Annotated in this window: 13 protein-coding genes and 1 pseudogene; 9 read left to right on the forward strand and 5 right to left on the reverse strand. The window is 57.7% G+C overall.

Features of this window, described 5'->3' with window-relative positions; translation table 11 throughout:
• Positions 1-99 precede the first annotated feature (99 nt).
• Both ilvD and GS612_RS17370 read left to right on the forward strand, forming a co-directional pair.
• Complete coding sequence (gene ilvD / locus GS612_RS17365; RefSeq protein ID WP_171120089.1) at positions 100-1,932, forward strand: dihydroxy-acid dehydratase; 1,833 nt, start codon at positions 100-102, stop codon at positions 1,930-1,932.
• A 104-nt stretch (positions 1,933-2,036) separates the two neighbouring features.
• Positions 2,037-2,489 carry an NUDIX hydrolase gene (locus GS612_RS17370; RefSeq protein ID WP_171642017.1) on the forward strand — a complete coding sequence of 151 codons (453 nt, stop codon included), beginning with the start codon at positions 2,037-2,039 and terminating at the stop codon, positions 2,487-2,489.
• Between the two features lie 155 nt (positions 2,490-2,644).
• Here GS612_RS17370 and GS612_RS17375 read toward each other — a convergent pair whose 3' ends face one another.
• Positions 2,645-3,463: a sulfotransferase family protein gene (locus GS612_RS17375; protein WP_171642019.1), complete on the reverse strand. Its 819-nt coding sequence runs from the start codon at positions 3,461-3,463 to the stop codon at positions 2,645-2,647.
• A gap of 143 nt (positions 3,464-3,606) precedes the next feature.
• Here GS612_RS17375 and GS612_RS17380 point away from each other — a divergent pair, with 143 nt between their 5' ends.
• Both GS612_RS17380 and GS612_RS17385 read left to right on the forward strand, forming a co-directional pair.
• Positions 3,607-5,184, forward strand: a complete 1,578-nt coding sequence (locus tag GS612_RS17380; RefSeq protein ID WP_171642021.1) for a DUF5928 domain-containing protein — start codon at positions 3,607-3,609, stop codon at positions 5,182-5,184.
• Positions 5,185-5,515: 331 nt separating this feature from the next.
• The gene (locus GS612_RS17385; protein ID WP_171642023.1) at positions 5,516-9,115 is read left to right on the forward strand and encodes a flavoprotein; all 3,600 of its coding nucleotides are present in this window, start codon (positions 5,516-5,518) and stop codon (positions 9,113-9,115) included.
• On the opposite strand, the gene GS612_RS17390 is transcribed toward GS612_RS17385, so the two are convergent.
• The 3 genes from GS612_RS17390 to GS612_RS17400 all read right to left on the reverse strand — a co-directional run bounded on the left by GS612_RS17390 (position 9,112) and on the right by GS612_RS17400 (position 14,572).
• A complete protein-coding gene (locus GS612_RS17390; protein ID WP_171642025.1) occupies positions 9,112-10,275 on the reverse strand; it encodes a hypothetical protein in 1,164 nt (387 codons plus the stop codon). The genes GS612_RS17385 and GS612_RS17390 overlap by 4 nt on opposite strands.
• A gap of 20 nt (positions 10,276-10,295) precedes the next feature.
• The gene (locus GS612_RS17395; protein WP_171233695.1) at positions 10,296-13,571 is read right to left on the reverse strand and encodes an adenylate/guanylate cyclase domain-containing protein; all 3,276 of its coding nucleotides are present in this window, start codon (positions 13,569-13,571) and stop codon (positions 10,296-10,298) included.
• Between the two features lie 116 nt (positions 13,572-13,687).
• Positions 13,688-14,572, reverse strand: a complete 885-nt coding sequence (locus GS612_RS17400) for a LysR family transcriptional regulator (protein ID WP_171642027.1) — start codon at positions 14,570-14,572, stop codon at positions 13,688-13,690.
• Between the two features lie 103 nt (positions 14,573-14,675).
• On the opposite strand from GS612_RS17400, the gene GS612_RS17405 reads away from it, so the two are divergent.
• Genes GS612_RS17405 through GS612_RS17425 form a run of 5 tightly spaced genes read left to right on the forward strand, consistent with a single transcriptional unit; the run spans position 14,676 to position 20,439 of the window.
• Entirely contained in the window at positions 14,676-16,118 is a 1,443-nt protein-coding gene (locus GS612_RS17405; RefSeq protein ID WP_171642029.1) for an aldehyde dehydrogenase family protein, read from the forward strand.
• Positions 16,118-17,092 carry a membrane dipeptidase gene (locus tag GS612_RS17410; RefSeq protein ID WP_171642031.1) on the forward strand — a complete coding sequence of 325 codons (975 nt, stop codon included), beginning with the start codon at positions 16,118-16,120 and terminating at the stop codon, positions 17,090-17,092. Before GS612_RS17405 ends, GS612_RS17410 begins: the two co-directional genes overlap by 1 nt.
• Positions 17,093-17,096: 4 nt before the next feature.
• The gene (locus tag GS612_RS17415) at positions 17,097-18,785 is read left to right on the forward strand and encodes a hypothetical protein (protein WP_171642033.1); all 1,689 of its coding nucleotides are present in this window, start codon (positions 17,097-17,099) and stop codon (positions 18,783-18,785) included.
• A complete protein-coding gene (locus tag GS612_RS17420) occupies positions 18,782-19,411 on the forward strand; it encodes a DUF3726 domain-containing protein (RefSeq protein ID WP_171642035.1) in 630 nt (209 codons plus the stop codon). The genes GS612_RS17415 and GS612_RS17420 overlap by 4 nt, the downstream gene beginning before the upstream one ends.
• Before the next feature lie 11 nt (positions 19,412-19,422).
• On the forward strand, positions 19,423-20,439 hold the full coding sequence (locus GS612_RS17425; protein WP_152459696.1) for an Ldh family oxidoreductase: 1,017 nt from the start codon (positions 19,423-19,425) through the stop codon (positions 20,437-20,439).
• Between the two features lie 8 nt (positions 20,440-20,447).
• Here GS612_RS17425 and GS612_RS17430 read toward each other — a convergent pair.
• Positions 20,448-20,559 (reverse strand): annotated as a pseudogene (locus GS612_RS17430) (IS5/IS1182 family transposase); the annotation flags it as partial.

Here is a 20,559-nt window from a genome sequence, read left to right on the forward strand (position 1 = left end):
CCCGCGAATCCTCTTGTGCGTTATAGCGCACATGTGGTACGTGCGCTATAACGTACGAACCCCAAGACATGCAACCCGAGGCAACAGGGAAACAGCATCATGCCATTGTACCGATCCAGAACCTCAACCCACGGCCGCAACATGGCTGGCGCACGCGGCCTTTGGCGCGCCACCGGCATGGGAGACGATGATTTTGGCAAACCGATCATTGCCATCGTCAACTCGTTCACCCAGTTCGTGCCCGGTCACGTCCACCTAAAGGACCTGGGTCAGATGGTTGCGCGCGAGGTCGAGGCCGCCGGTGGCGTTGCAAAAGAATTCAACACGATCGCGGTGGATGACGGCATCGCAATGGGCCATGACGGGATGCTGTATTCGCTGCCCTCGCGCGAAGTCATTGCGGATTCGGTCGAATACATGGTCAACGCGCATTGTGCCGACGCGATGGTCTGCATTTCGAATTGCGACAAGATCACCCCCGGCATGCTGATGGCCGCGATGCGCCTGAACATCCCTGCCATATTTGTTTCGGGCGGGCCGATGGAGGCCGGCAAGATCGATATCGCAGATCTGGATGCCAAGAAAATCGACCTCGTCGACGCCATGGTCGCCGCGGCGGACGACAGATTCACCGACGAACAGGTTCAACACATCGAAGAGAATGCCTGCCCGACCTGCGGGTCCTGTTCTGGCATGTTCACTGCGAACTCGATGAACTGCCTGGCCGAAGCGTTGGGCCTGGCCCTGCCGGGCAACGGCTCGACACTGGCGACACATGCCGACCGCAAAGAGCTGTTCCTTGAGGCAGGCCGCCGGATCGTCGAGATCACCAAGCGCCATTACGATCTGGATGAAAAAGGTTTTCTCCCACGCGAGATTGCCACCTTCGAAGCATTCGAAAACGCCATGAGCCTCGACATCGCCATGGGCGGGTCCACCAATACGGTGCTTCATCTGCTGGCCATCGCGCATGAGGGCGGCGTTGATTTCACCATGTCCGATATGGACCGCCTGAGCCGCCGCGTTCCCTGCCTGTGCAAAGTCGCGCCCAACACCGAAAATGTGCACATGGAAGACGTCCACCGCGCCGGAGGTATCTTCTCGATCCTCGGAGAGCTCAGCCGCGCAGGCCTGCTGCACGAGGAATGCAACACGGTACATTCGGCCACAATGGGCGAAGCGATCGCCAACTGGGACATCAAGGTCGCCAACAATCCAAAGGCGCAGGAGCTGTTCAAGGCCGCCCCCGGCGGTGTGCGCACCACACAGGCGTTCAGCCAGTCCAACCGGTACAAGGAACTGGACACCGACCGCGAAGGCGGCGTGATCCGCTCGAAAGAACACGCGTTCAGCCAGGATGGCGGTCTGGCCGTTCTGTTCGGCAATATCGCCCGCGACGGCTGTATCGTGAAAACTGCTGGCGTGGACGCCAATATCCTGAAATTCACCGGCTCGGCCTACGTGTGCGAAAGTCAGGATCAGGCGGTCAACGACATTCTTACGGGCAAGGTGAAAGAAGGCGATGTGGTCGTCATCCGCTATGAAGGCCCGCGCGGAGGCCCGGGGATGCAGGAAATGCTATATCCGACGTCATATCTGAAGTCCAAAGGACTTGGCAAAGCCTGCGCGTTGCTGACCGATGGCCGTTTCTCGGGCGGCACATCAGGCCTGTCGATCGGCCACGTCTCACCCGAAGCGGCCGAAGGCGGTGAGATCGGTCTGGTTCAGAATGGCGACACGATCGAGATCGACATCCCCAACCGCACCATTCATCTGGCGGTTTCGGATGAAGAGCTGGCCGCCCGCCGCACTGAACAGGACGCAAAAGGGTGGGAGCCCGCCGCGCCGCGCAAACGTAAAGTGTCCACTGCGCTCAAAGCCTATGCCAAGCTGACGACAAGCGCTGCGAAAGGTGCTGTGCGTCAAGTCTGACGAATTGGTTTTCAAATCATCAAAACCGCAATAGCTTCAAAGGCCTCGCTATTCAAAATCAGCGGGGCCTTCTTCCGTCCAATCAGCTGTTCCGGTGCTGAGACATGACTATCTGGCGTCCACAAAATAGTATTCGTGTCAAAGCCATTGGCTTGCTTTGGCGGGGACCCCGGCTGCTTGTGGCAGATGTTCGTGACGACGACAACGTGTTGAAAGGTGTGCACCCGCTTGGCGGAAGCATCGAGTTTGGCGAGACCTGGCAAGTTGCGCTGAAACGCGAGTTTCGTGTAGAACTCCAAGTTGATGTCGAAGTATCAGATGCGCCGCTGGTGCTCGAAAACATCTACACCCACGAAGGATCGTTTGGGCATGAGATCATTTTCGCTGCGGACGTGCGCCTTGCAAATCCAGCAGAATTGCCGGATGCACCCATCACGTTCCGCGAAGACTACGGGGTAATCTGCACCGCCCGTTGGCGCGACATCCGCAAACTGGGCACACGTGACGGACCGCAGCTTTTTCCCAACGGTCTCAAACAGCACCTGAGCTCAGACTGAAACGCAAAAAGACCCTCCCGCGCCCAAATCGCACCATCAGCTTCGCTGATGCCACGTTTGGCCTTGGGCCCGGCGCCGCGCAACGCGCGGCGCCGGGCCCAACCGGAGGAGATGTTTCGCAAGAAATATCGACGACGGGCAGGAGCACCCCACCGTCAGTCGCCCAATTTGGCGTGGATTTCATCCAGATCGATTTCACCGATCGGCATCTTGTTCGCCGGGTTTTCGAAGTCGTATTTGAACAGCTCGAAATCCTGCTTGTAGATCTCATAGACCAGATGCATTGACAGATCGTCAAAGTAGTCCTCGACCGGATGCGCACGTTTTGGCCCGTGCCCTTCGGATTCATTGAACCGTGGAATCTCGGACAATTTGACCGGGTGCCTCAGCTCGACATTGTCCAGAACATCCTGCATCCCGTCATTGAACGCTTCTGTCCAGAATATCCGGTCATAATGACCGCCGTTCACGATGAAAGTGGACACGTGGCCTGACATCGCAGACCAGTGAATGTCCGGGTCCATCGGGCGCCGCCACCGGATCGTATCGCGCGCAAACAGCAGAAACCGGCGGAAGCTGGCGATCTGGTCAAACTCTCCCTTGCCGTCGTCGCCGCCCACTTCGATCCCGTAGTTATAGATCAGCGTCGGCACCAGATTGCCGCGGTATCTCTTGCCGTTGCGCTGAATGCCGCAGATCTTGTCAAAGAATGAGCTGAGGATGCGGGTGTAGGGATTGCGCACGCAAGTGAACGAATAGGACGCGTGATTGCGCACATTGTTCGAGATCAGCTCCTGGCTCTGATCAAATGCCCATTTGTGCATGCCGTCCTTGGCATCATGGATGTCACCGTCGAAGAACTGACCATGATCCGAGAAATACATGATCTGACCAATGGTCGAGCAGGCACATTTGGGCACCACGCGGTACACCATGCTTTCGCTCTCGGTCATCCAGGTACCGGGAAACCCCATCTGCTGCGCCTCCTCCGCTGGCCAGGTCTCGATCCGATACGCCAGCTTTTGGTTACAAAGAACCAAAATTATTCTGTTTATTCAATCGTTCATCCTCAGTATCACGGTTGAAATCAGGCAGAAACGGATATTGCGTAATCTCAATGGCAAAAGTCGCCTATATATTGCTGTGTCACAAGGACCCTGAAGCCATCATTGCACAGGCCGAACAACTGACCGCTGTCGGCGATTGCATGGCCATCCATTTTGACGCCAGCGCCAGCGCCAAAGCCTATGAGCGCATTCGTTCCGCACTGGATCAGAACCCCAATGTGACCTTTGCAAAAAAACGCGTCAGATGCGGTTGGGGAGAATGGTCGCTGGTCCGGGCCACGCTGAACGCCCTGGAAGCCGCCGTGGAAAATTTCCCGCGCGCCACACATTTCTACATGCTGTCTGGTGACTGCATGGCGATTAAAACCGCTGAATACACGCACCGTTACCTCGACGATAACGACAAGGATTTCATCGAAAGTCACGATTTCTTTGAAAGCAACTGGATCAAGACCGGCATGAAGGAAGACCGGCTGATCTATCGCCACTACTTCAACGAACGTACGCAGTCCAAGCTGTTTTATGCCGCCTATGAATTGCAAAAGCGCCTCGGTCTGACGCGGGACATCCCCCAGGACATTCAGATGATGATTGGCAGCCAATGGTGGTGCCTGCGTCGTAGAACCGTCGAAATGATTCTGGATTTCCTGCGTCAGCGCCGGGATGTGATCCGTTTTTTTTCGACCACGTGGATCCCTGATGAAACCTTCTTTCAGACGCTGGTGCGTCACCTGATCCCAAAAAACGAGATTGAAAACCGAACGCCGACATTCCTGATGTTCTCGGACTATGGAATGCCGGTCACGTTCTACAATGACCATTATGACATGTTGCTGGGCCAGGATTATCTGTTCGCCCGCAAGATCAGCGCCGAGGCGCATGAGTTGAAGGCCCGGCTCGGCTCGCTCTATGCCAGTGAGGGTGTCGATTTCCCGATCTCGAACGAGGGGCGCAATCTGTACGCGTTTCTCACCGGCCGCGGACGCATCGGCCGCCGGTTCGGACAACGCTTCTGGGAAGCCGGGAGCGTACTCGGCCCGGAACGGGAACTGTTCGTGATCGTCTGCAAGAAATGGCATGTCGCCAAACGTCTTGTGGATCAGATCGCATCTGAAACGGATATTCCTTGCGTAGAATACCTGTTCAACGAAGAAAAAACGTTGCTGCCGGACCTGGGCGGGATCGAATCCACACTGACTAAGCGCTCTCGTCACCGGCGCGCCGTTCTGCGCCTGTTGTTCGACAGTTTCGGGTCGGATCAGCTGGTGCTGTGCCTTGACCCGGCCTATCTTGACGCGCTCGAGGATTTCTGCGGCGACCAAGCCAAAACCCACGTGCTTGAGATAGAATGCGAATACTCGGACGATTATCTGATCGGCCACGCGCGTCGCGTCGGGCTGGCCGGAGACAACAGCCCAACGGAAACCGTTGCTTCCTTGCTGCCGACCCTTCGCAACGATCTGGGTTATGAATCCGAAAGGATCCGCGCCGCCCGGCTGGACAATTACCTGCGCCTACGGGAAACGGCCACGCGCGCCGACAATGAAGCGGTTATTGCCAAGTTTCTTGGGGTTGGTGAAGACAAAGCCCAAGCCATTATGCAGTTGGATTACCTTTTCCTCGACTGATCCCCAAAGCCCTTCACAGATTGTCTGCCCGAAGGCTGGCACCCGTGACCCGCGCAATCCAAATCGCGGATGGCAGATGTTCCGCCACGCAAGGCAGCAGCCGCCTCCGCAACTGCACTCGTGATTTTTATTCAAATATCGGATACTGTGCAGCCAATTGGGCCATTTTGTTCATACTTTTTCCATCAGCAACACGGCCCTTGCCAGGAACAAACACAGATAACAGGCAGGTCTTTTATTCTGAATGACCGGTGTCCGAGCTTCGAAGAACCAGAGGCACTGGCTGACCGAAGATTGAAATATTGCAACGCAACTCCGGGGGGACACAGTTGTGACCATAGATCAAATTTCCAAATCCAGACCTTACACCCCAAGCGACGCAGACTGGAAGATGATATATGATGTTCTTCCGGGCAAGGCTCAGATCGCCGACCCAGCCGTCATCAACCCACAATTCGAATGTATCGAGGTGACCGGAGACGCGGTTCTGCCAGCGAACGGCATGTATATCGTGCTGCGTGGCGTGGTTCAGTTGCGCCAGAACGGGAAACCATTGGCCAGCGCGGATGTCGGTGATTACTTCTATGAAGAACACCTTCAGATCTCGGATATCCCTGTCAGCCTTGAAGCGCTTGCGCTGGATGGAACCCGGTTGGCGTATTTATCCAGCCAGAACTGGCTTCAGATACCAGAGAGCGTCCGGCAACCCTGTTTTGCAACGATGTTTGGTGATCTGGTCAGCGTTCAGTTGCAGAATTTTCAGCAGCCGATCAATTGTTGCAGTGTCACTGCGGCCGCTCTCAGCATGTCGGCGCTGGGGTTCAGCTGCGAAGTGAATGACATCTTCCGCGAATGCGCATTGCCCTCGTCCTTTGTCGTGAACGACGGAATCTCGCTGGGCGAGCTTTTTGACGTCGCCTGCACCTACATTCACACGCAGGGGCTGCGCGAGAGGGTTCAGGTTCAGGCCTATTTCATGGACGCAGACACAACCAGTGTGCCGCTGCTGCTTGAGGCGATCGACGAATCCAACCGGCTGGGCGGTGACAACGACATTCTGGTGGCGAATTTCCAGGTCGGTCTTGCCCATGGCAACGAGACTATGCCCGGCGGCCATTTTGCCGTCATCGCCAAGTGCAATCCAAGCACGGGGCTGGTGCATATGATGGATGTGCACCCTGAGAAATACGGCAAGCTTTGGGTGACAACCGTCGAACGGTTGTGGCAAGCCATGTCGGATCGTGACGGAACCTCGATGCGGTCCCGCGGCCTATTGCGGTTTTCGGCACGGGCCGCGGTCAAGACGCACCTGAAGACCTTCAAGCAGCGGTGCAATTACGTCGACAGCACACGTTATCTGGCGAAAGATCCCAAGAAACGCCGCAACCTGTTCCGCCGGGCAACGCCCAACATGAACTCGATCGGCGTTTTGGTGGAAAGCCTCGCCATTCACGGCGATTACAGGGTGGACGAGGACGAGTTGCTGCGGGCGGCCCAGGTGTCGTTCACGGATACTGTCCGCCGGGTCGCCACCGCCAAAGACATGCACGACATGGTCGAAAAGTATATCAGACAATCCGAGAACCTGCATCTGAGCAGCTCGTTCCAGAGCTTTGAGACCCGCGATGACAAATCAATCCAAACCCCCGAAAACTGGTTCAAGGCGCAGTTGAAAAGCCTGACCCCCGACAGCAATCGCCACCTGATGATCAACATCGACTTCAATCGCGTCACCGGGATCGAGGCGATCCGCCCGCCGGACAACGTGTTCCGGGAAACTGCGTTGCTCGAAGAGTTCTGGTGCCTGTGCATAGACTATGACGACGATGAAGACGTTGTGACCATAGTCGATATGAGCCCGGCAACCTCGCAGGTCTGGCAAGCGCCGCGCAGCAACATCTTCCGTGGTCTGCGGGATCTCGAAGACCCTGCATTGCTGGTGATCGAAGAGGTCGAACCGCCCGAAAACCCAAGCGATGTTGCCAGCATCATCAAGCACAATACGATGGTTCTGTTCTACGAGGACGAGGACCCGTGGTCCTATATGCTGCGCAGCATTCTTTCTAATATCGGGGCAACGACCGTCAAGCAGATCGACGTAGGCGGGCGCGATCCCAATATGATCAGGATGCGGCGGCAACTGGTGACGCTGGGCGAAAGACCGGACGTGCCGTATTTGTTTTTCAAAGGGAAATGCATCAGCAAAAGTGAAAAGCTGGAAGACATCGTAGACATGATCCAGGCCGGTGAATTGCAGGCCAGGATGCGCAAGGAAGGGCTGCCGGTATCCGAACTGAATGAAACCCCAAGCCTTGAGAAGAACCCGTTCGGCTACCCCAAGGGGGTGATGAATCAAGTGAACGCCGGAAAGCGAAACGTATTGCTCTGCGCCTGCGGGTCGTCGGCGGCGGACAAGATCCCCGAGCTTGTCGAACGTATTGTCGACGCGGGGCATAACGTGAAACTGATCCCGTCTGTTTCGGCCGAGAAATTCTTTCGGGATTTCGGTGCCGAACGGATCGACGCCAAGATCACCCACAATGACTATTACCGCGACGATGACGAGTGGAATTTCCGCTATTTGAATTTCGACATGCCGGTGCGCGCCTCGCATCTGGCACTGTGCGACTGGGCAGATTGCGTCATCGTGGCCCCCATCACCTGCAACACGATGGGCAAGGTTGCCAATGGCATCGCCGACAATCTTTTGACCTCGGTCTTCGTGGCTTGGCAATACCAGAAGAAACCCGTGATCCTCTGCCCCGCGTGCAATACGAATATGTGGAACAATATCACCACGCAGAACAACGTCGACAAGCTTAAGACGCTTGGGGTCGATTTCGTCGGACCGCGCGAAGGCCGCCTGTCGAACGGCCGGATGGGCATCGGCATGATGGCAACGCCGGACCAGATCATGGAAGCTTTGGCGGATGCGTTCGAGGAATTGGACGACCAGAAGTATCGCGTCTGCAAATGGGCGCGCGAGGCCGCCGCCGCCGATGACATCAACGAATGGAAGCGCGTGTTCCGTGCCATCGACGAAGGGGTCGTGGGCGTCAACATCGTGGACGAGGCCCATGGAGATTCACTGTTGCACTATGCAGCGGGCGGTGAAGGCGAACTGGGCGAAAGCGGCCATGATCTGGGCAAGCCGGATTATGAGGCTGCCCAGGACCTGATCGACAGGGATATCGACGTCAACATTGTCAACGATCACGGGTTCACCGCATTGCATGTAGCGGTGATGAACAAGGCACCGAAGATGGTGGAAATCCTGCTGCGGGCTGAAGACATGGATGCGACTTCGTGCATCGAATTCGTTCAGGGCATGCAGATCGAACCGGAAATCCGTTCCATGCTGGACGCCTGGGCGCAAGATCACAACCTGAAGATGGCAGACCCCGAACAGGGGCGTGACGAAAGCTTCGTAGCGGTGAACGAACCCTCCTACCTGTATTTCACCTATGGATCACTGAAGCAGGGGTTCCCCAATCATGACGCACACAGCGCGGTCCTGAATGAATTCGTGGGAACGGCGCGCACCCGGCAGCCAATGCCCCTGATCATCCCGAAGGAACCATTCTGCGACAATCCCAACTGTGGGTATCTGCATCGCATGGCAACCCTTGTGGATCAGCAGGGGATGGGCAAGCAAGTGGGTGGAGAGGTCTACCGTGTCACCGAATCCGGTCTCCGCGAACTGGACAGGCTGGAAGGGTATCACGGCCCCGGCTCACCCGAGAATGTCTATGTGCGCAAGAAAATCAACGTCGTCATCGACGGGGCGATGAAACCCGCATATGCCTATGTGATCGCGGATCCGGAAAAATACCTGAAAAGCTGGCGCGAGGGTACATCCGAAGTGGTGAGCGACTACACGCTGGATATGGCGCAAGGCGAACCCAAACCCGGGTTTGAACCGGTGGCCTAACACTCCCGCGTGCTGATCGATGGCGGTTCCAAGCTGTCCTTGATGCTGAGGTTATAGGCCGTGATCGCCACCATGCACAGCAGCACGAAGGGCCAGAAACTGGCCTTTGGAATCAGGTTGTCCCGATAATGGATGATCCGCAGCGACGGCACCGCCTCTGACGCGAAAAGGTACGTGTTGATCGAAACTGCCAACAGCATGAAGTACATAAGGAAAAAGAACGACTCCATGTAGATCACGGGCGATCCGGCGAATCCTTCGCGCAGTTGCACATGGGCCAGCAGGATCACGAAGAACAGAACCGAACAGGTGCCGATCACGCTGGACGTGCTGAAGTCATGCCGCTCTACCAGCCCCTCGCGGCGCGTGACGGTCATGACCGCACCGAACAGCAGCATCACCACGACCAGCAACGGGATCATGTGAACGATGAACGCGTTTGCAAAATTGCGTTTGATGACGAAGTTGTAATGCAACTCGGGCGTGTTGGTCTGGTAAGCGTTCTGCCGGATGCCCAGCGTCGTATCCAGTTTCGACAGCTTGTAGTCGAAATAGGTGTTTTCTCGCTCCCACGTGCCCATCACGATCCGGTTGTCGATCCCGAAAATGTCATCCGGTCCGGTCGCCGGATAAGCCTCGAAGTCAGGAACCAGCGCGATATTGACCTCGAAAGAAGCGGGCGAGAACCTCACCCAAACCGTTTTATGATCGAAGGGATAGCTGGTGTAGTCGAAGCTCTGGCGCAGGGTTTGTTCAAAATACCAACCAATCAAGACGCCGTCGGGTTGTGACAAGCGGTATGCCTCTTCAACTAGGCCGCTTGCCGTATCGACCGCTTCGGGCAGAAGAAATCCAACCTCACCTTCGGCGGGAAGGATCGCATCATGTTCCTTTTCCTTGTAGTGCTGCCAGATATAGCCGGTAAGCCGCACGTCACTGGCGCCCAGAAAGCTGAACGACTTTATGAAAATCCCCGTTCTCAAACGATAGTCCGGCGCCACGTCCATTCTGCACAGATACGCATCTACCGAAGCCTGATCGGGCAGCTGCGTCAGGTCTTCCTCGAAATGGTTCAGTTCGATCCAAAGCTTGAGCAACAAGGCGGCCAACCCAAAGGTCAGCAGGCCAGAGATAAGCCAAACCTTTTTTTCGACGCTCATTCAGCCTCCTGCCTTGCCGCCTAACCGGTCAGAAAATCCGCGCGGCCCAGCAAGGATTGGGTAATGCCCATCGCGGCAAAATGCTCGGTCATACCGGCAAAACCGCTATGCTGTGACGGTGGAGTATTCTGCCTTCCGCTCTCGGCCAACAACCGTGTTTGACGAATGGACAAGTCAACCATCGGCAACGGCTCGTTCCTGGTGAACGCGGCAAGGCCTTCCGCATATTCAAGTGCGGCATCCCAATCACCACGCGCCAGCATGACGGCGCTGGCATCGGGGAAAAAGTGCAGATGGCTGTGGCCGACACATCCCTCGGCGATGATCTCGGAACCCAGTTTCAAAAGGCGCGTTTGCTCATCCGGGTCCGTTTCGGCCATCGCCAGGGCTGAAAGGGCCTTGGGTCCAACAAAGTTGCGGCCATGTTCAAGCGCAATTTCGACCGCTCGCAGACCGGTTTCACGTGCGCGCCCGACCTGGCCGGCATAAACCTGCGTTCTGGCCAGATGTTCCAACGCCTGCGCTTCAAGGCGTTTTGCGCCCACGCGCTCTGCGATTTCGGCAGAAACCCCAAAGGCTTCCAGCGCACGGTCGAGGCTGCCCAGAAAGGTCTCGGCCACACCAAGGCATGTTTGCGCGACACATTCCGGAACGAAGGCGAAATAGGTCTGCGAGATTTCAATCGCCTCATTGGCATCTGCACGGCCCTGCCCGACATCCCCAGTATAGCTGCGCGCCACGCTGAGATTGTGCAGATTGGCCGCAAGGTCCCGAACCAGCCCTTTTTCGCGCGCCCTTTCAGCGGCTTGGGTATAGAACCCCGCCGCCGTCTTCATCGAGGCTTTCATGAAATTGGCGTCGCCAAATCCACTCAGCGCCCCAACCTCAAGGCGCGGGGATTCCAGCTTGCGGGCAAGCGAGAGCGCCCGCTCGTTGGCCTTCAGCGCTTCTTTGTTCCGACCCAGCGGGAAATAGACGTTGCCGCGCACGTAGCTTATCTGGGCCTCATCTTCCTCGGACCCGCAGCGCTGTGCTGCTGCCTCGGCCGTGTCGAGCGCTTCCAGCGCGTCCTGATACAGGCTTGCTTGCCGCGCCGCCTGCGCAAGCCCGATATGGGCCCGGGCGATTTGCTCGTCTGTTTCAGCCAAACGGGCGGCGTCTTTGAACTCGTCCAAAGCTTCGTTTGACAACCCCTGCAACCGATGGGTTTCGCCCCGCGCGCACAGCAGGTCAAATCGGACACCCGCCGGGGACGGCAATTCCAAAGCACGCTCGATCAGCGGGCTGGCATCGTCGAACCGGAAGGCCTGAATCAATTTGTCGGCTGCTTCCAGATAGGCTTGTGCCGCGTTATTGGCCCCGGCCCGGTCCAGATGTTGGGCGCGCAAGGTTGCATCCTTGTCTTCGAACCACTGAGCCGCCTGCCGGTGCAGACGGGCACGTTCGGATTTGACCAATGTTGCATAGGACCCGTCCCGGATCAGCGCGTGGGTAAACATGAAATCGGGCCCTGCCTCTCGGATCAACGCCGAGCGGATCAGGTTGCTTGTGTCCAGATGCCCTTCACCCAGAATAAAATTCAGAACTTCGGGCGAGAACCGTTGACCCAGAACCGATGCCGCCTGAATGGCGGTTCGACTGGCGCGATCCAGTGCATCCAATCGCGACTGAACGATACCCTGAATACTGCCCGGCACAGTTTCCTGTTTGAGCACATCGGTGTTTCGCAACAGCTGTTCCAGAAACAACGGATTTCCACCGGCGCGCTGGACGCAGGTTTCCAGCAAGTCGCGATCGATGGCCCGGAACTCTTCGACCAGTTGCCTGACGTGCTCTTCTCCCATCGGTGCCAGTTCCAGTTTTGACACCAGCGCGCCATCCGTGGCCATCTGCCAGTCTCTGTCGATCGGATCGCCCTCGGCCCGGCTGGTCATCATCAACACACAGGGCGTGTTCCGCGTCACCGCGGCGATATGAGAACACGCCGCCAGGATGTCGGGCGTCGCCCAGTGGATGTCTTCAATCTGAATAAGCAAGGGCGATTCCCGACTGCTGGCGGAAAGCAGCTCCTCCAGCACCTGACGCCGCCCGCGCAGACGGGTCTTATTGTCCATTACCGCATAGACCTCGGCCAGGCCCGGATCCTGCTCGAGTTCAAGCAAAGCATTGAGATGCGCAGCGTTGGAAGGGCTGACCCAGCCTTTGGCAATGGCCTCTTTAGCAACGGCCGCCCCGGTTTCCGCCCCGTCTGACGCTTCAAGCCCCAGAATGCTGCGTGCAACGGTCTGAATGGCTGAATGACCTTCGCGCGCGCCGAAGTCCATCACAACGCCGTTGTGGATCGTGTAGGACAGGCTTGTCGCCAGTTCCGCCACTTGCTCGGACAGGTGGGTTTTTCCAATTCCGGGTTCGCCCAGAACGATATGCACTTCACCTTTTCCATGGCGTTGGCATCGGTCGAATGTGGCCGAGAAAATCGACATCTCGCGCTCGCGCCCGATGAATTTGTGCCGTCTGGTCCGAATGTTCCTGGCTAACCGGTCCAGACGCCAGACCTCAACCGGCTCGTTCAACCCCTTGATCGCCTTGACCCCGATGGATTCGCCCACGAACAACGGGCCCAGCGCGCGTTGAATGTCATGTGAGACCAGAGTCTCGCCGCCCCCTGAGATATCTGTCAGCCGAGACGCCAGATTCACCCCATCACCTGTCACCGTATATTCCGTATGCGACTGGCTGCCTGTCGTACTGGCGATGACCTGACCCGAAGAGATACCGATATGGCAGGACAGCGGCGGCGATAACGTCGGAAGAACCGAGTGGATTTCAGCTGCCGCCCGTGCTGCCCTTTCCGTGTCATTGGTATGTGAGATCGGCGCTCCGAAAACGGCCATGACCGCATCACCGATATGCTTGTCGATGCGTCCGCCGTATTTTTCGACCACATTGTCCACTTTGCTGAAGAACTGATTGAGCAACGCGTGCAGATCCTCGGCATCCAGCTTGCTGGACATTTTCGTGAACCCGGTCAGGTCCGCAAACATCACCGTGACCTGCCGCCGCGCAGGTTCGTGCGGCGCTGCGGGTTCAGGCTCTGCGGCGATCTGCGAGGAATCAAGTTGCTCGATGGCACGCAAAAGCCGCCGACGATCGCCGACAGCGGTCACACCGATTTCGATCAGATCCTCGGCCGTCAAATCAGGCAGAATGGAAAAGTCGATCTTGTTATCAATGAAGGCCTGCGCGTACTCGTTTAATCCATTTGCGCTCAACCAGCCCCTCAGGTCTTGAGACATATCGCCCCTCTGAAGTCCCCCACTTCAAACGAGAACCTAGCATGGCAGCGGGCGTGAGTCTGCAAAAACCAAATTAATTTGTGATTTTGAGCAGGGTTAATCCCCTTTTGATGCATTCACAGGCTTGAATTTCCAAATCCACTCGACAGGACAAATGAACGGCAGGCCTCCGAGATTTCTCGGAATCGCGACCTTTCCCGAACGTATAGATACACCTCGCGCCTGTCCGGCAAATCCGAAATCGGACGAAAGGCGACTGCGTCCGGAATGAATTGCGCGACGGTCTGCGGCAGGACCGTGATCCACTGGCCTGCCCTGACCGTCGTGATCAGGGAATGCGTGTTGTGAATGGTAACCTCGGCCCTGTCCAAAATCTCTCGGAAAGGCGCAGACTCGATAAAGTCACACAAGGCGTTTCGCACGAAAGGCTGAGCCACCAGATCGCAAATGGCTGGCGGTTCCGCCCGTGTCATCAGCGGATGATCGGACGCTGCAACCAAACCAAAGCGGTCCTGAAACAGCGGCTCTGCACTGACCCCGTTCAGCGGAAAGTGGCCGGACGCTATGCCGATATCAGACGTGTCCCCGGCGACCGCATCCAGAACCTGCTGCGAATCTCCGTCGCGCAGCTCGATCTTCAGGCCGGGAAAGCGAGACGTCATATGATCCAGCAGGGCAGGAAACACCAACGCCCCCACGGACGGCACGGATACGATACGGATCAACCCGTGCTCGGCCTGTGCCGCCAGTTCAATATTCTGAACGGCCTGGTCAAAATCCCGCACCTGTTTGAGCGCAAGCTCGAGAACTTGCTGACCCAGCGGTGAAAGGTGGTTTTTCCGTTCGCCTTCAAACAGTTTCTTGCCCAGATGCTCTTCGAATTGTTTCAACATCATTGAGACCGCGGATTGCGTGCGGCCCAAACGGCTGGCTGCCTCGGCAAGGTTTCCGGTTTGGGCCACAGTGCAAAAGCACCGCAGCATTTCCACTTTCACGGCCATGCTTCAATCTTTCTGAAGTTTTCTAAAGTTATTTGAGTTTGACTGATGTCGCCGGCAAGTTCCATTCTTTCGCAAACTGAAATTTGCGAATTTGGGGCCTGACGTGACCAAACTGAATCTGATTGCCGGCGAATGGCTGGCCGGCGAAAGCGAAATCGAAAACCGCAACCCATCGGATCTGAGCGATCTGGTCGGCATATTCGCGCAGGCCAGTGCTGATCAGCTTGAGACAACGCTGGATCAGGCACGGGCAGCCCAGGTGGAATGGGCGGCTTATGGGTTGGAGCGCAAGCAGGCCGTGCTGAACGCCATCGGCAACGAACTGATGGCCCGCGCCGAGGAGCTCGGTACTCTGCTCAGCCGTGAAGAAGGAAAACCGCTGGCCGAGGGCAAGGGCGAGGTCTACCGCGCCGGTCAGTTCTTCACCTACTATGCGGCCGAATGCCTGCGACAGATCGGTGAGAATGCCGATTCCGTGCGCCCGGACATCGAAATTGACGTGCGCCGCGAAGCTGTTGGCGTGGTTGCCATCATCAGCCCGTGGAACTTCCCTACCGCGACGGCTTCGTGGAAGATCGCCCCGGCGCTTTGCTATGGCAACGCGGTTGTGTGGAAGCCCGCCAACATCACCCCTGCCTCGGCCGTGGCCCTGACCGAAATCATCGCGCGGCAAGACATCCCCAAGGGTCTGTTCAGCCTGGTGATGGGCTCGGGCCGTTCCATCGGTCAACGCCTTGTGGAAAGCCCCAAGGTCAATGCGATTTCCTTCACCGGATCGGTGCCCGTGGGCAAAGGCATTGCCGCCGCGGCGATCCAGAACCTGACCAAGGTGCAGATGGAAATGGGGTCCAAGAACGCGCTGGCTGTCATGGATGATGCCGATCTGGATCTGGCGGTGACGCTGGCGCTGGGCGGGGCCTTTGGCGGCACCGGTCAGAAGTGCACGGCTTCATCGCGTCTGGTCGTCCACGCCGGCATCCATGATGCCTTCGTCGAAAAGCTTGTGGCCGGCGCACAGGCCATCAAGGTCGGCCACGCGCTGGAGGACGGGGTTCAGATGGGTCCGGTCGTCAGCCAGCAGCAGTTGAACGAAAACCTTGCCTATGTCGAACTGGGCAAAACCGAAGGCGCCGAGCTGGCCTGTGGCGGTCAGCGGCTGGAGATGCCTCATGACGGGTTCTACATGTCGCCGGGCGTGTTCCTGAACACCACAAACGACATGCGCATCAACCGCGAAGAAATGTTCGCACCGCTGACCAGTGTCATCAAGGTCGGCAGCTATGACGAGGCGCTGAGCGTGGTCAACGACACCAATTTCGGCCTGACCTCGGGCATCGTGACCAAATCGCTGGCCCGCGCCACGCATTTCCGCCGCAACGCGCGCACCGGTGTTGTGACGGTCAACCTGCCCACCGCTGGCACCGATTACCACGTGCCTTTCGGTGGCCGCGGCGACAGCTCGTACGGACCCCGCGAACAGGGAAAGGCGGCGGCTGAATTCTATACGACCGTCAAAACCGCCTATATCAGCGCAGGCCCCGTCTGATGCGGATCGATGGCCTGCAATATGCCAACTGGTCGGAAAAGATCTTCCGCCAGTTGCGCGAAGGGGGCGTGGACGCGATCCACGTCACCATCGCATATCATGAGAATTTCCGCGAAACGGTTCTGAATTTCGAGAAATGGAACCGCTGGTTCGAGCAATACCCGGATCTGATCATGAAAGGCCGCTGGGTCAGCGATATCGACACGGCCCGTAATACGGGCCGAACCGCCGTGTTTTTCGGGTTTCAGAACCCATCGCCCATTGAAGACGATATCGGGCTGGTCGAAATCCTGCACGATCTGGGCGCGCGGTTCATGCAACTGACCTACAACAACCAATCCCTGCTGGCGACCGGTTGCTACGAGGCCGAAGACACCGGCATCACCCGCATGGGCAAGCAGGTCATCAAAGAGATGAACCGCGTGGGCCTTGTGGTCGACATGAGCCATTCGGCGGACCGTTCCACGATCGAGGCGGCTGAAATCTCGGACCGGCCCATCGCGATTACACACGCCAATCCGCACGAATGGTCTCCGGCCCTGCGCAACAAGCGGGATGACGTCATCCGTGCGGTAACGGAAAAAGGTGGGATGCTGGGCTTTTCGGTCTACCCTCACCACCTGAAAGACAAGTCCGATTGCACGCTGGAGAGCTTTTGCGAAATGATCGCCCGCACTGCTGACAAATACGGGGCCGAACATCTGGGGATCGGCACCGACCTGTGTCAGGATCAGCCCGACGGCGTCGTGGAATGGATGCGTGTGGGGCGTTGGACAAAAGAGATCGACTATGGCGAAGGCTCGGCCTCGGCGCCGGGATTCCCACCGATGCCGGGTTGGTTCCAGGACAACCGGGACTTTGGCAACATCGAAAAAGGGTTAAGCGCGACCGGCCTGAACGATGACGAAGTGGCCGGGATCATGGGCGGGAACTGGTATCGGTTCTTTGCCGAGAACTTCGTCCCACAAAGGTAACCAAATGGAACCACACGCGCAGACAGAGATCGCCAGACGTGACCCATCCACGGTCATGCGGCTGTCACGTTTGGGATCGTTGCACCAATGTCGGCTCAGCTTTATGCGGCAGCTGACGCGTCGCATGGCCGAAGAAAACTGGAGCTTTTCGCGCCCCGCGTTCGAAATTGACAACAAGGGTGTGGGCCATGCGGTCTATACCGCGCAAGGCCTCGATCGGGCCTATTCGCTGGTCGCCTTTGCCCATGACCTGCCACCCGATCAACGATCGGACCGGGTGATTGCCGAGGCTTGGGATGCCACCTTTACCTTGTTTGACGGCATTCCAACGGCGGACGATATCGACCGTCTGTCGCAGAATGTTCCGTTGCAAGAAGCCGGACGCGTCAGCGAAGCCGAACTGTCCCTGTCGCGGGCGAACCGTTCCGTGCGGCTTTGGGCACATGTGGTGGATCAGCTTGCTGCGGGACGGCAACCCGACCTCGAACAGATCTACAAGGTCGGCTATCTGATGCGGACCACGGCCGTTTATGGTTCGGGCAAGTTTGGCGCGGCGGACCGTGAAAAGACGGCCGGCCGGGCCGAAGTCAGCGGCCCGTTCCAGATCGAGATGCTGTCGGTCTATCTGACCCGCGCCTTTGTGCGCGATCTGGTACAGCACATGGCGCGGGTCAAAGGCCAAGACCAGACCGCAGAGCTTGATCCGGACATCGCGCGCTGGCTGGGCATCGGGAATTCGACCGGCCTGGGTATGGCGCCGTTCATCGTCAATCACCCGGTACTGTTCAACAACTGGATCATGGTGCGCGAGGAGGCGATCTCGCGCGTTCGGTCCATTGATGTGGCTTCGGCGGATGAGGCACGTGTCTTTTGCGATGTCTTTGCACGCTGCAAACAGTCAATCGCCTGGTGGCGATCTGAACACCCGGTGCAGATGGAAAAGCTGGCGGCGCTGAATTCGGATCTGCAAGAAATCGAAAAATACCTCGCCAAGGATGATCTGACACAGGATCACCCCTGGAACCGTCTGATCCTTTGGTCCGAAGCCGAGCTGGCCGAAGAAGGTCAGGAGCTGCTGGCCTCTTTGATCCTTGAACCTTACGGCGCGCTTGTTGACGGGCTTGCGAGCTGCATGGCAGACACCGACGCCTCTGCACAGGTGATTGATGGGACCATGCCGGTATCAGCGGTGCGTGCGTTGATCCGGAACAGTTTTGACTGGGCTTTGAACCTTGATTGGTCCGCCGCCGAAAACTGCGCGCGGGCCTGGTACGTATCCGAAGAAAAGCTGGAACCCCGGCTGGGGGAGCGGTTCGAAGAGCCGATCTCGGACTATGAACAACCTCTTGCACCGGCGCGGGATGCAACTCTGGCTTTCGAAGCGTTGCAGAACTGGCCTGATGACGCTCCGATAGCAGAGTTTCTGTTGCGCCATCCGGAACACCGCCACAGCGTGCGCCGCGCGCAAATCAGCCGTATCGCACCCTACGGTGAAATTCGAGACAACACGATCAGCGCGCAGGTGATGCCCATTGATATGCTGCGCGCCAAACTGTCTTTCTTTGGGGCGACGCATTTCGACCCGCGTTCGGATCGGTGGGTGCGTATCTGCATGTATGCGGGCGCGCCCTACCCGGAAGAGCTGAACACCGCGAACGCCGATCTTTGGGTTTATCCAGAGGTTGCGCAATGACCTTCTCGTTGAACGAAGTGGAAGCCACCGCCAAACGCGCAACCCGTGGGGCTGGATATGCCTGGGGTGTGGCGGAGGAAGCCGCGAAAGCAACCCGATGGCTGTGCGTCCAGGGGTTTGACGGGCCTGCGATCCTGGCCCAGTTGCTTGAGCAGGAATTTGCGCCGCACCTGGAACATCACATCCCAGAGGCCCGGAACGGCATGTGGACCGGCGCCCGGGATCTGTGCCCCCTTATGACCGGATCGGCATTATCAGATTTCCCGGACGCCCTGTCGCAAGGCAAAGTTCTGATTTCCAATGTTGCCGTACCTCTTCTGTTGCTGCCCTTTGTCGCCACCATGGCGAAAAAGCGGAAATCGACTGTGGAAATCACATTGGACGGGTTTTCCGCGACCACTGATGGTGTTCATCTCAGCTGTGAAGATTTCGGAATGGAGAGGGCAAATCGCGTCGGGATAACCGAAACCGGCCGCATCAGACCCACCCGTTCCTTGCACAGCCGCGCTGACCCGGATCCGGGGGCGTGGCAATTCCTCAACACTGTGGCGCATCGCACCTATGCCCCCGCAACTGAAGAATCCCGACTGCTTGGCGCTGGTTCAGGCTTGTCAGACAACGATTGAAGGACCACCCGATGACCGAAACCAGAACCCTCTCGCTTGCCGAAATCGAAGAGCTGTCATTCAATGCGCTGGTTGCGGCCGGCACAAGCGAAGAAAACGCGCGCCCTTTGGCTGTTGCCACAGCCGCGACCGAAGCGGACGGCGTGGCCAGCCATGGGCTGGCGTATATCCCGATCTATTGCGAGCATGTTCAATGCGGCAAGGTCGACGGTCAGGCAAAACCTGCCCTTGAAACCCCGCGTCCGGGCCTCATCCGCGTCGATGCCAAAACCGGGTTTGCACATTCGGCCATTGATCTGGGTTTCGAGGCGCTGATCCCTGCGGCACAGGAACAGGGCATCGCCGCATTGGCGATTACAAACAGCTACAATTGCGGTGTGCTGGGCTATCACACGTATCGGCTGGCCCAGGCAGGGCTGGTCGGATTGGGGTTCACCAATGCGCCAGCATCCATCGCACCTTCGGGCGGATCGAAACCTGTCGTCGGGACCAATCCGTTCTCGATCGCTGCACCGGGAACAGATGGTCAACCTGCACTGCTGATAGATCAGAGCGCCAGCACCATCGCCAAAAGCGAAGTGATGAAGCATGCAAGGGAAGGCAAGGCCATTCCCGTCGGATGGGCGCTGGACGCTGACGGCAACCCTACAACGGATCCTGACGTTGGACTGAAAGGCAGCATGGCCCCCTCGGGCGGCTACAAGGGCGTGGGTGTTGCTTTGCTGACCGAAGTCATGGCCGCAGCCCTTACCGGATCGACACTTGGGTTGAACGCATCGCCTTTTTCCGGAACGGCCGGTGGCCCCCCGAAAACGGGGCAGTTCTTCATTGCGATTGATCCCGTGGCGTCGTCCGCAGGTTTGTTTTCAAACGCCATGGCAACTCTGGTTGAGTCGATCAGATCTCAGGACGGCGCGCATCTGCCAGGTGATGGCCGCCGCAAGAGCCGGCTTTCGTCAAGCAAAGCGGGAGTTGCAGTGAACTCCGCAACCCTGTCAAAGATTGAAGCAATTTTGGGCTCAGGCTAGGTCAGGATTCATAACCAGTAAATTAAGTTTGCTACGAGTGCGATGGCTGATAGGAAGACCTTGGAACAACGGTCATAGCGTGTCGCCACGCGCCTCCAATCCCTAAGCCTGCCAAACATA

Source organism: Ruegeria sp. HKCCD6157 (assembly GCF_013110685.1).
GTDB lineage: Bacteria > Pseudomonadota > Alphaproteobacteria > Rhodobacterales > Rhodobacteraceae > Ruegeria.

What these genes read in the sequence shown, in the direction of transcription:
- ilvD (WP_171120089.1), top strand. Translation starts at nt 100, where the DNA reads ATGCCATTGTACCGATCCAGAACCTCAACCCACGGCCGCAACATGGCT.
- GS612_RS17410 (WP_171642031.1), top strand. Translation starts at nt 16,118, where the DNA reads ATGCGGATCGATGGCCTGCAATATGCCAACTGGTCGGAAAAGATCTTC.
- GS612_RS17425 (WP_152459696.1), top strand. Translation starts at nt 19,423, where the DNA reads ATGACCGAAACCAGAACCCTCTCGCTTGCCGAAATCGAAGAGCTGTCA.
- GS612_RS17415 (WP_171642033.1), top strand. Translation starts at nt 17,097, where the DNA reads ATGGAACCACACGCGCAGACAGAGATCGCCAGACGTGACCCATCCACG.
- GS612_RS17420 (WP_171642035.1), top strand. Translation starts at nt 18,782, where the DNA reads ATGACCTTCTCGTTGAACGAAGTGGAAGCCACCGCCAAACGCGCAACC.
- GS612_RS17380 (WP_171642021.1), top strand. Translation starts at nt 3,607, where the DNA reads ATGGCAAAAGTCGCCTATATATTGCTGTGTCACAAGGACCCTGAAGCC.
- GS612_RS17395 (WP_171233695.1), bottom strand. Translation starts at nt 13,571, where the DNA reads ATGTCTCAAGACCTGAGGGGCTGGTTGAGCGCAAATGGATTAAACGAG.
- GS612_RS17370 (WP_171642017.1), top strand. Translation starts at nt 2,037, where the DNA reads ATGACTATCTGGCGTCCACAAAATAGTATTCGTGTCAAAGCCATTGGC.
- GS612_RS17400 (WP_171642027.1), bottom strand. Translation starts at nt 14,572, where the DNA reads ATGGCCGTGAAAGTGGAAATGCTGCGGTGCTTTTGCACTGTGGCCCAA.
- GS612_RS17375 (WP_171642019.1), bottom strand. Translation starts at nt 3,463, where the DNA reads ATGGGGTTTCCCGGTACCTGGATGACCGAGAGCGAAAGCATGGTGTAC.
- GS612_RS17390 (WP_171642025.1), bottom strand. Translation starts at nt 10,275, where the DNA reads ATGAGCGTCGAAAAAAAGGTTTGGCTTATCTCTGGCCTGCTGACCTTT.